Raw genomic sequence first — 11,596 nt, 5'->3', positions numbered from 1 at the left:
TGTTAAGGTATAGATTCGACATTCCCTGATCCTGTCCTATTGATTTCTTTAGTAGCAGGCTTACCCTTGTAATAAACATTTCCGCTTCCAGAAGAATTTACTTGAAGGTTAGCACGTACATTTAAATTCGCTGTTCCGGAACCGGTTAATTTGATATCACATTTATTAAGCGCCAGATTCAAAGCATTAATTTTACCTGAACCCGATAGTTCTATATCGGCATTTTCTGCCTTACCAGTTAACTCAACAATACCTGATCCTGAAGAAAAAATATTTAATTTATTAACTTCTACAGGTACTTTCATAGCAGACGAACCCACGATTTTTAATGACAGCGTATTTGCCTTAAAAGGTGAAAATTCGATTTTACCACCTCCATAGGAAATAACAGAATTTATTTCTATGAAAGTGATGTAAATTTTAACACTTGTATTCGGATACTTTCCTTTTTTCGTTCCTATCATCAGCGTTCCACCGCTTACATTGGTGATAATTTGACCTGGAGAGATATTCTCAGTAACAATTTTAACAGACTCTGTGGTTCCCTGAGTTAAAAAAATATCATAACCTTCCTTGGTCGATATTTTGTCAAAATGAGCAAGTTTCCTAAAATCTTCTGTTTGTGCATTGGCATTTATAAAGCCAAATGATGCAAATGTTAGCATTATAATTAATTTGTTTTTCATGATCTATAGTTAATATGAGTGTACTTAATGACTGTGATTTAGGTTTTTTATTGAATAACGAAGCCAATTATTTTTCGGGATTTGTTCATCGAAGGTCCAAATTAATGATATCAATCTTCCGATATTGTCGCTGTAAATGTTTGAATTTCACCAAATACATGAAACATCGCATTAAAATAGTCATCAACCGTTTTTAAACTTCTTTTGTTAATCAGCAAACTGCTGAAAGAGTCGTTAGCTATTGGCCATTTTATCGATAACACATTATTACCAGTAGACAAGGCATCCGGAGAAAGCAAGATCTTATGGTGCGCCCAATCTTTTGTTAAAGAAAAAGATGCCATTAGCTGGCCATTTAGGCAAAGTTCCAAATTATTACTGGAGTAATTATCGTTCGTAGTCCTTGTTATTAGGTTCAGTTCAACCTGCCTAACATTGGAAATGACCATAAGGAAATTGCTTTCTAACTGCCTGGCCTGATAAAACGCTCTTTCCATCACCACCGGCGGGCTATGTTCATCCAACAGATAAAATGATTCTAAAAGGTTGATCTCCGTAATCAAACCATGTTCAGCTATCCTAAGTTCTGACGTTGATTTTTCAAGATCCAATCCAAAGGTTTTCAAAGCACTTATCATTGCATCCACTAAAATTAAATCTAGCTTTTTATTGTTTGGCGCGTGTAGTAACTCTGTGCCTTTTTGGTATTGTTCAAGATCACCATTGATAATAATTTGTTCAAAACTATTACACAATATCGACTGGAGTCGCCTTGTGGACATGTCGATGTAGAGAGGCATAAATTTTCGTACTTTAGCACTTTTAACCGCTTTCAGACAGTGATCCGTAACTATCTCATCATTTTGTCCTAAATGAGCATTGTGAATAGCAGCAAAAAGATGTGCCATTGGAACTACATGTTCAGGAAGTTGCATTTCCGGATAGCCACAGTTGTATTTATCAACTCCGGTCAATAACTTGGCTACGGCTTGCATAGTCAAGTCAATTCCTTTTATCGTTAAATGGCAATAATCAAGAAAAATATCTCTGTTCGGTAACACCTTAGCTCCTGGTGTGAGTACATCAAGAGAGTCAACTACTTCTAAACTAGGATAGCTTTCCGCTTTTGCTAAAATTGTGTGCTTTATAGTCGAAAATATTCTGGGCTTACTGGACGACCTAAATACGATTGCGGTATCTCGTGCATCTTCCAGTGCTTTTCTGGCTAAATCGAAATTACCGAGGTTAATTGCAGATGTAGCTAACAGCTCGTAGCCAATGGGATGAGTTTTGTCTAAAGCAATTAGACCCTGACTAAATGCTTCCAATTGTACATAATCTCCATTTCTTAATGCTTGTTCAGCCTCTATTTTTTTTTGCACCCATACAGACGTATTATCACAATCTAGACGAGAAATAATCTGTTCTGATTTTGTACTTTTCCAATCCAAAAGATTGAATTCAGGAATTACAAAAACGATTCTGAATTTATGTGCTTTTGCTTTTGCGACAGTATCATCTATAAACTCTTCAACACGTTTCTTTAATTCACCTTCCAAATACTCTTTTACTGCCTCCACAGAAGGTTGCGACTGACGATCGACTTGGTTACTCAAATAGTCCATAATCGAACCACCAAGTTCCGTCCACCAGTTATTGCCTGCAAAGATTATCACTACATCAGGTTGAAGTTTAATACAGGAGTTAAAAATATCATACAGTCCTGTCAGATCGAGACTTGTCCTGGCTAAATCTATAATTTCTGATGCAGGGTAAATATCCTGATCACACAAAAATTTTTCCAACGCTTTTGCGGGATTATAATAAGGATCATAAAAATATCCGCGCGCCACAGATTCTCCCAGCAAAACAATCCTATTTTTCTCTTTCAACAAATTAATCATGCTGGCGTTAGCCCACAAATGCCATTCGTTATAAAATTTAATATCTCTGACGTAAGTAGGTTTATCAACGGTATTTTGCAGTGACCAGATTCCAATCCTTTCTTCTTCAGTGTCGTTTTGCAAATTCGATATTTTTTCATCAGACGATGAGGGGAACTGATGCCCATTAAAATATTGTTTGATTAGTATTTCTGAACTGGTAGTCGGGTTACCGGATGATAATTGCTGAGCCAAACAATCAGCCTGGAATTTGGATAATACTTCGTTTCTCTTTTTCATTAAATCTAGATGAAAGTATAGACGTCCTGTGAAATAACACTTTTCCGATTTTCATCGAAATCCAAAATCATCCTGATAATCTCGAAATCATTTTCCGACCGATCAATAAAAAAATTACCGACAACCAGACAATCTATGTCAGTTTTGATAAAGCATTTTATCGCATCTTCGGGCGTACAAACAATGGGTTCGCCTTTTACATTAAAAGAGGTATTAAGCAGTATTGGGCATTTAGTTATCAAGTCAAATTCTTTAAGTAGCATAGCAAACCGAAGATTACTTTTTTCGTCCACGGTCTGCACACGAGCGGAATTATCAAGATGAGTAATTGCAGGAAAGCTTAGTGGATCGCGTACCTCACATGTCTCTAGCATATATGGAGAAGGATGATCGAGCTCAAAAAACTCATTGGCTCTGTGTGCCAAAACAGCAGGGGCAAATGGTCTGAATGACTCTCGTTTTTTAACCATCCCATTAATCCTGTCCCTCATTTGAGCGTTTCTAGGATCAGCAATGATAGACCGTGAACCCAAAGCACGAGGGCCAAATTCCATCCTTCCCTGAAACCAGCCTATAACTTTTCCTTCAGCGAGCTTTTTTGCCGTTAACTTGATAAGCCCTGGTAAATCATTCATATAATCTGCTGAGTTAATCGAAGTAGCTGCAATTGTTTTCGCAATATCGTTGTGAGAAAAAGCAGGTCCGTTATAAACGTCTTTTAACCGTTTTATTTTCTCCCCCGTAATTTCTATATATGCCATTGCAGCAGCACCTAGTGCACAGCCTGCATCATTAGCAGCGGGTTGTACAAATAGCCTTTTAAAGGGTGTATTTTTTAGTATTTTTCCGTTAGCCACACAATTTAATGCTACACCTCCGGCCATGCACAAATTTTCGCAATTCGACTTAGAAAAAAGGTAATTAGCCTTTTCAATTAAAATTTCTTCCAGCACTACCTGTAAGCTTTTTGCAATATCACTGTGAAATTGCAGCAGTTCGCTGTTTTCTTCTCTAGGTGGTCGATCTAGTAATTCGGGCAGAAGGTCCGAGAACATCTTTTCACCCGCGATAAAGTCAAAAAACTCAAGATTTAATTCGTATTGCCCATCAACTCCATAATTAAGGATTGTTTTCAACTCCTTAACATAAAGTGGTTTCCCATATGGAGCTAATCCCATAACCTTATACTCGCCATCATTTACCCCAAATCCTAGATATTTGGTTATCGTGCTGTAAAACAATCCTAAGGAATGGGGAAAAAGCACTTCTTCAAAGATTTTGATCTCATTGCCTTTTCCAAATCCATAGCTTGTCGTTGCCCATTCCCCGACACCATCCATAGTCAGGATCGCCGAATTTTCGAAACCTGAAAAATAGAAAGCGCTGGCGGCATGGGACAGATGGTGATTCATAAACTTAATTGGTCCTTCATATCCAAATATTTTCCTAATTGCCTCTTCAATATTATTTGGAATATGTTTATTAAGATGCTCCCTTGTCTTAAAGAGTCCGCTCCAAATTTGTCTGGAAAATTTGTCAACCGGATTTTCATAATAGGCTAAACAGGCAATATCAGCTACATTGATATTTGCTTCTTTGAGGCAATATTTAAATGCATTTTTTGGTAAAGCAGAATCTGCTTTAATTCTTGTAAAACGTTCTTCCTGAGCAGCCGCTATTAGCAGGCCGTCTTTGATTATACAACATGATGAATCATGATAAAAAGCAGATATACCAACTACATAAACTGACATACTTTGAAACGTAAGATTTAATATTTCAATTAATAAATAACAGATTTTTTAAGACACCGGCAGAACAAAGGAATTATGAAAATAGCTTACCCATCATATATACATAGATAATTGGGGTAGAGATCAGCAGTTATTTTCCAGCAAAAAAATTATTCACAAACTAATCCTATTTCGGTAGAAGGCACTACTATTGAAATTGTTTGATTCATGGAATGAATCAAAATGCCAAACCTTGTTTTACCTTTTTTTTCGAATAGGATACCTGTCATCCCCATAAAGGGTCCACTATTAATGATTACAGCAGCTCCTTTTTCCAATTTTTGGCTGATCAATACTTCCTTTTCGCCTCTAAGCCTTTGGATTTGCTCTATCTCAATTTCCGAGAGCTTTATAGGTCTTCCATCGTTTGACAAATAATACTTCACCCCTTGAATATCCAAAACCGCAAAACGCTCAGTCTCCTTTATTTTTAAAAAAATATAATTTGGAAACAAGGGGACTTCCATTATTTTTTTTCGATCGCTCCATTGCCTTGTAATTTTTTGTAAAGGTAAGAATGCGGTAATTTTTTTCTTTTCCAATGAAGAATATACTTTCCTTTCATAGTTAGGGAACGTGTAAATGACAAACCAACTGAAATTTTCAATATGACTGTTGTTCATAAATAAAGATGATTGCTAATAATTAATTTTTAGATAAAAAATCGATTAAAAGGATATAAATCTACAAAGTGAGATAATTGGATTGTGATAGGAAACCACTCTATAATTAAACTTAATAATATTGTAAGTATTACAAAAAAATCTAAGGATTGAGCATAGCTCTGCTAAAATGAGTCACATTATTACTGCCTTATTCATTTAACTCTACGCTTGCGGGAAGAACCCAATATACTATTTGATTTCAAGCGATTACTAAAGGTATAGTTTTAAAAAAAATGAAAAAAATTTAAGCGCAAACGACAATAAATAAAGATCATACGACATATTTCAAAGAATGAACAGCACTTTTTCAACTATATTTTGTCAGTTAAAATATTCTCACTACATTGGGCTAGATCATCCTTGTATTATTTATTTTATCATTTAACATTAATACTAATTACAAAATGCAAACAAGCATTGTCGTGGATGATGATTATTCTTCTTTAGAATTAATTTCTGAATATATTGATCTCCAACCAAACATTAAACTAATTAAAACATTTAGCGATCCACTGTTAGGACTAAAAGCTATCAACGAATTACTTAAACCCGTTGATATATTATTTCTCGATGTAGAAATGCCTAAAATGAATGGGATCGAACTTGCGAAACTGACTAAGCACAAAGCCAGAAAATTAATATTTACCAGCGCACATACAAAATATGCATTTGACTCATACGAGGTACAAGCCAATGCATATTTATTAAAACCATTCTCCTATTCGAAATTTTCTCAAACTTTAAAAGAAGTTTTACAAGTAGAAAAAAATCATTTCAATCAAAAAGTAGATCAAGATTTTATTCTACTGAAAAGTACATCCCAAAATGTTAAATTTATCAGAGTTAACATAAGAACGATTATTGCCATGGAGTCCCAAAATAAAGAAGTCAAGATTTACACTTCTGATGAAATAATTTTTGCTTATAGTTCTCTTTCGAAACTATTAAAATTACTGGAACATACTGATAACTTTTCGCAGATCCATAAATCTTTTATTATATCCCAAAACCACATTAAAGGTATTGAGCGAAAGTATGTTTTACTTGCTAATGACTTAAAAATACCAATTGGTAGAATGTACAAAGACTTTTACTACAAAATTCTGGAATAATAAAATATGTTATCACTTGGCGGTTCTTCATCACTTTTGCGAATTATATTACTATTAGTTTTTATATCGAATATGGCTTAAAATAAAAAGCCCGGATATCCATCCGGGCTTTTCTTATCAACTAACCTAAACTTATAAATACTAACCAAATATTTATAGCGCAAATCTAAATATCGATTATTAAGCCAGTGTTAAATATTTATAACATGTTATGGAAAATTGATTCTCAATAATATCAATACAGATGCAGGCTATTTTTCCGGGGTAATCAGGCTTATTTTGCTAAACTGCCACCAATGCACTGAACTGTAAGTTAAAACCAACACTTAAAAAAGTAATGCCACAAACGATTATTTTACAGCCCGGGTTGCTTTATCAAAAGACAATACCAGGTTCTTCTGATCAACCTGCTTTAAAGGCACCTCATGTTCCTTTTTACCCAGGCCGGTGGTAAAATAAAATTCAGCTTTAACAGTCTCTCCTTTTTCAATCCCATCCTCAAACAAAACAATCCCGAACAGGGTACTGTCCACTTTCGATGAGGCCACAATACTCACCGTACCTAAATTATAGTTGCCGTTATTCTTCAGGGTCACAACGCCCTGCTTATAGGTGTAACTCACTCCTTTTAATGTTCCCAGATAGGTTTTATCCTTGCTGGTAATAGGCTTGTAGGTTTGCCCGTAACCTGAAAATCCACAGGCTGCAAGCAGTAAAACAAAAATGATTTTTTTCATGATCTTATGGAATAAACAATAGTATAAATATCGCGAAAAAACTTATTATAAATTGGCGAAAAATAAATTTTGTTTATGCAAAAAGATGATTTCAAAAATTAAGGCAGTAAGGTATAATCGGCCTGATATTAAAGGTGAGTACGATTTTCACCATTGAAATTATTAATTATAATTGATTAGCATAATCTGCAATTAGCTTACATTTTATCCAAATATTCACAGCAATTTTAAATAAACAACATTTCCAACATCAACACTACCAGCATGGCTGTTAATGTATTCAAAAAATTGACCATATTATTGCCGATTCTACCTTTACGTTCAAGTACAGTGCCCAATATAGAATCTGTCAGGTTTCCCACTGTTCCTGCAATAACGATAAAGTAAAAGTTAATATTCCATCCATAGCCCAGCGCATAAATTGCAGCAATAATACAGCTACCGCCAATACCGATCACCGTTCCTTCCAGACTGATTACACCATCCATCCCGCAACGGTCGGGCCGGAAAGAAACGATATTAAAAAACCGTTTTCCATAAACCATTCCCAGCTCGGATGACAGCGTATCTGCACTAGCCGAAGCAAAAGCTGCCGCCATTGCCGGAAGCATTAAATAAGTGAGTGAGGGATAAAATAAAACCACTGTACCCGCAATACCAGCAGCCCCGGCATTGGCCAGCACCTGCAGCACACTACGACCATTTTTAGTTTCCGCGCTTGTAGCGAAAGGTTGCTTTTTATGCTTCTGCCAGGAAGTGGCTGCAGAACCCATGATAAAAAACACGCTCATCATCGCAACTCCTGTATAACCAGCAGCAATATAAAAAAGACAGGCCAGCATACCTCCTGTCAACGCAGCCGGAATAGTCAGTTTTTTGGCCAGGGTACTATAAGCAATACCAGCAATTATGATGACAGGCAAAAAGATGCCGTTATTAAACATATCGCAAATATATTTGAATTATATTGATGAAAAAGCCATAACAGATATTTACCGATGTCATTAGCTCTTGAGAAAAACAGAAAACCATAACATTTTATCTGCTTTAAAACTTAACCTGCCTAATTTAGCAGATGAGCAACAATCTATACTCCCCGTCATTTTCTATTGGTGCCCTGTGGATGCAGGGTAAACACTGTTTCTCAGGATGATCTACGGCAAGTCTCCACAAATGGCCCAATCCCACGTTTACAGGTACTCCACCCGGTTTAACCTGATAATGCAGATCAAAATAATGTTCTCTCAAAAAGCTTTCAAATTCTTCCTCCGGACCATCATGCAATTCCCTGAGCTTCTGCCGGATTTCCGGCACCTGTACTTTTTGCTCAGCCTGATGATTGGGTAAAATTTCACTGGCAGCACCATAGTAGGTACATAAAAATGTATCGGTACCAATGGGCGATCGGTCTACATGAAAAGAATATACATCTGTTGAAATGAAATCGAACTCCTCATCCCGCTCATAACCTTTAATTAAATTAAGGGAGGGTGATGCTCCGGAATCTGCCAACAACTGAAAATCACTCTGGATAACCGCCCTGGCCATATTTCCTTTTTCTGAAAGCTCGAGCGCCTGGAGATCTTCCATAGATACTTCTGTCAGATCCGCTTTCAATTCAAGTTTGCACACAATTTCCTTAAAATCTCCTAAAAGGTCTCTTTTCCAGCAAACTGCATTTAAATCATCTTTAAAATCTGTATCCAAAAGATCAGAAAAAGTGGAGACCACCGCAATCTGTGAACGGTCAGAAAATTTTTTATCCATTTTTTAGTGAAGCCATTTAGCCGATATGAACTGCAAAAATAAAAGTTAATTGCTAAGTCTCTCATAAATCGAAACGTATAAACATTAAAAAATCGTTCCTTGATTTGCTTACAAGCTTCAGGGGTTTGCATACATGCTTATGATTTGGCTTGCCGACCTTTGAATCATGGAAATAAAGAAAATAGCATTGGGCAGCCAGGGTCTGGTTGTGCCCACAATTGGCCTTGGCTGCATGGGTATGACGGGCTTTGAAGATGCGCATATGTACGGACCTGCCGATGAGCAGGAAGCGATTGCGACGATTCACCGTTCGCTCGAATTAGGTGGTAATCTATTGGATACTGCCGATCTTTACGGACCATTGAAAAATGAACAGTTGATTGCCAAAGCGATTAGTGGCAAACGTAACCAGTATATTTTAGCCAGCAAATTCGGCTGGGAGATCGATGATCACAATAAGGTAACCTGGGCAATTAATGGAAAGAAAGAATATGTAAAGAAATCTTTGGAACGTTCGCTCAAAAACCTGAATACAGATTACATCGATCTGTATTACCTGCACCGCCTGGATAAAAGCACGCCGATCGAGGAAACGGTTGAGGCAATGGCCGGGCTGGTTAAAGAAGGCAAAGTGGGTTATATCGGTTTGTCGGAAGTTTCATCCGAAACGGTTAAGCGGGCGCATGCCGTGCACCCGATCACTGCCGTACAAAGCGAATACTCTCTGTTTGAGCGGACAGTGGAAGAACGTTGCGTTCTGGCAACCTTACAGGAACTGGGCATTGGTTTTGTAGCCTACTCACCACTGGGCCGCGGATTCTTATCCGGACAGATCAAAAGTATAAATGACCTACCAGAAAACGATTTCCGCAGGGCAATTCCGCGTTTCCAGGGTGCACAGTTCGACAAAAATATTGAGTTGGTGAAAGCCATCGAGGCAATGGCTGAAGCTAAGCAGGTTACTTCCTCGCAGCTGGCATTGGCCTGGATCATGAGTAAGGGCATCCTTCCGATCCCCGGAACCAAACGCCGGAAATACCTGGAGCAAAACATTGCGGCAACAACCATTGTATTAACAGAGGCTGATCTGGCGCAACTGGAAAACATCGTGCCTTTGGGTACGGATACCGGCGCACCTTATGATGAGTTCAGTATGGGCTTAATTGATTAAATTTGTTTTATGAACTTCATTAACTCACTATCAGAATTTCACCGCTTGCTGTCCTTACCAGAACCCCGCCACCCGCTGGTCAGCGTGATCAATCTGGCGGAAAGCGTCTTTTTGGAAGACGAGATCTGGAAAGGTTTCGTTAACCGCTTCTATTGCGTTGCGCTCAAACGTGAAGCCAAAGGCAAGATCAGGTACGGACAGCAACATTACGATTACGATAAAGGAGTATTGAGTTTTACTGCACCTAACCAGGTACAACAACTGGACCTGCAAAATATGGAATGCGGGTCTGGTTACCTACTGATCTTTCACCCTGACTTCCTGTTACAGCATCCCCTGGCCCATACGATTAACCACTACGGTTTTTTCGATTATGCGGTTAACGAAGCGCTGCATCTATCTGCCGAAGAAGAAGATGACCTCATCACTATCCTGCATAAAATCGATAAGGAGTGCCAGCATATCGATAAATATACCCAAGAGATTATTCTCACGCAGATCGAGAGCCTGTTAAAATACTCCAACCGTTTTTATGAAAGGCAGTTTTTAACGCGCAAGAATAATAATTCAGCACTGCTAACCAGGTTTGAGCAGTTAATCGATGACTATTTTAATAATGACGTACAGGTTTTGCTCACGGTACAATTTATCGCAGAGCAAATGAACCTGTCTCCGAACTACCTGAGTGACCTGCTCCGGGTTCATACCGGACAGAATACACAGCAGCATATCCATGAAAAACTGATCGCAAAAGCCAAGGAAAAACTTTCCACAACCAGCCTCTCAGTTAGCGAGATTGCCTATGCGCTGGGCTTTGAGCACCCGCAATCTTTTAGTACGCTTTTCAAAAAGAAAACGAATTCATCGCCGCTGGAATTTCGTCAGGCTTTTAACTAAAAAACACATATTCGGGGAGGTATAAATCCAGGTGATTTTAGATTTAACTATACAAAACTGACCGTGTAACACATATCAACGAACAGTGAGTTTAAGGTAGGTAGATAGGTATTACGCCATGTCTAATGCCACTTAAAACACACGCCATTGCTTTTCACTGTCATGGTTTTAATTTTGGCAAAGCGGATGGCTTCGTCAGCATTCTCTTATCTTCATTTGGAATTTGCTTCGCTTCATCCTTGATAAACCTAGTCAGGCTACACTTTTAGGCGAACCTGCGTGGTTTCTCTGGCTTCAGCTTGTCACTATTGTTGAGTTGATATACCATCAAGAGTTACCAATCAACAACACCGCCAAGCCTCGTGTTTTATTACATAAAACATATCGTTGCATCGCTCTGATCGAGCTTCTTTTTAACGACCGTCGAAACATTCGCATGTAGTTCGCCTATATCAACCTGGATTTATATATTTGCTTAGTCTAAATTAATCTCTTATGAAGTATATTGAACCTGAAGTTTTAGAAAAGTCTTTCACCTGTCCCCATTGCGATGCTATTTCACAGCAAACATGGTGGTTACGAAGA

General features: G+C 37.8%; 10 protein-coding genes. 3 read left to right on the top strand and 7 right to left on the bottom strand.

Annotated features, from left to right (window positions below; all coding sequences use genetic code 11):
- Positions 1-2: 2 nt before the first annotated feature.
- From KYH19_RS06670 to KYH19_RS06655, 4 genes are all read right to left on the bottom strand, one after another.
- Entirely contained in the window at positions 3-686 is a 684-nt protein-coding gene (locus KYH19_RS06670; protein ID WP_219078063.1) for a head GIN domain-containing protein, read from the bottom strand.
- Positions 687-796: 110 nt separating this feature from the next.
- Positions 797-2,869, bottom strand: a complete 2,073-nt coding sequence (locus tag KYH19_RS06665; RefSeq protein ID WP_219078062.1) for a hypothetical protein — start codon at positions 2,867-2,869, stop codon at positions 797-799.
- Between the two features lie 5 nt (positions 2,870-2,874).
- Entirely contained in the window at positions 2,875-4,623 is a 1,749-nt protein-coding gene (locus tag KYH19_RS06660) for a carbamoyltransferase (protein ID WP_219078061.1), read from the bottom strand.
- A gap of 149 nt (positions 4,624-4,772) precedes the next feature.
- Complete coding sequence (locus KYH19_RS06655; RefSeq protein ID WP_219078060.1) at positions 4,773-5,285, bottom strand: UpxY family transcription antiterminator; 513 nt, start codon at positions 5,283-5,285, stop codon at positions 4,773-4,775.
- A gap of 446 nt (positions 5,286-5,731) precedes the next feature.
- Between KYH19_RS06655 and KYH19_RS06650 the strand changes: the two genes are divergently transcribed.
- Entirely contained in the window at positions 5,732-6,439 is a 708-nt protein-coding gene (locus KYH19_RS06650) for a LytTR family DNA-binding domain-containing protein (RefSeq protein WP_219078059.1), read from the top strand.
- 350 nt (positions 6,440-6,789) lie between these two features.
- Here KYH19_RS06650 and KYH19_RS06645 read toward each other — a convergent pair whose 3' ends face one another.
- From KYH19_RS06645 to KYH19_RS06635, 3 genes are all read right to left on the bottom strand, one after another.
- On the bottom strand, positions 6,790-7,176 hold the full coding sequence (locus KYH19_RS06645) for a hypothetical protein (RefSeq protein ID WP_219078058.1): 387 nt from the start codon (positions 7,174-7,176) through the stop codon (positions 6,790-6,792).
- A gap of 227 nt (positions 7,177-7,403) precedes the next feature.
- Positions 7,404-8,120, bottom strand: coding sequence for a DUF92 domain-containing protein (locus tag KYH19_RS06640; protein WP_219078057.1), 717 nt, complete (start codon positions 8,118-8,120; stop codon positions 7,404-7,406).
- A gap of 124 nt (positions 8,121-8,244) precedes the next feature.
- A complete protein-coding gene (locus tag KYH19_RS06635; protein WP_219078056.1) occupies positions 8,245-8,943 on the bottom strand; it encodes a DUF1826 domain-containing protein in 699 nt (232 codons plus the stop codon).
- Between the two features lie 166 nt (positions 8,944-9,109).
- On the opposite strand from KYH19_RS06635, the gene KYH19_RS06630 reads away from it, so the two are divergent.
- Positions 9,110-10,114 carry an aldo/keto reductase gene (locus tag KYH19_RS06630; RefSeq protein ID WP_219078055.1) on the top strand — a complete coding sequence of 335 codons (1,005 nt, stop codon included), beginning with the start codon at positions 9,110-9,112 and terminating at the stop codon, positions 10,112-10,114.
- 9 nt (positions 10,115-10,123) lie between these two features.
- Positions 10,124-11,011, top strand: coding sequence for an AraC family transcriptional regulator (locus tag KYH19_RS06625; protein WP_219078054.1), 888 nt, complete (start codon positions 10,124-10,126; stop codon positions 11,009-11,011).
- Positions 11,012-11,596 lie beyond the last annotated feature (585 nt).

Source organism: Pedobacter sp. D749, from assembly GCF_019317285.1.
Taxonomy (GTDB): domain Bacteria; phylum Bacteroidota; class Bacteroidia; order Sphingobacteriales; family Sphingobacteriaceae; genus Pedobacter.
The sequence above is the reverse complement of the archived record's forward strand: the minus strand, read 5'-3'. Positions and strand labels throughout refer to the sequence as shown.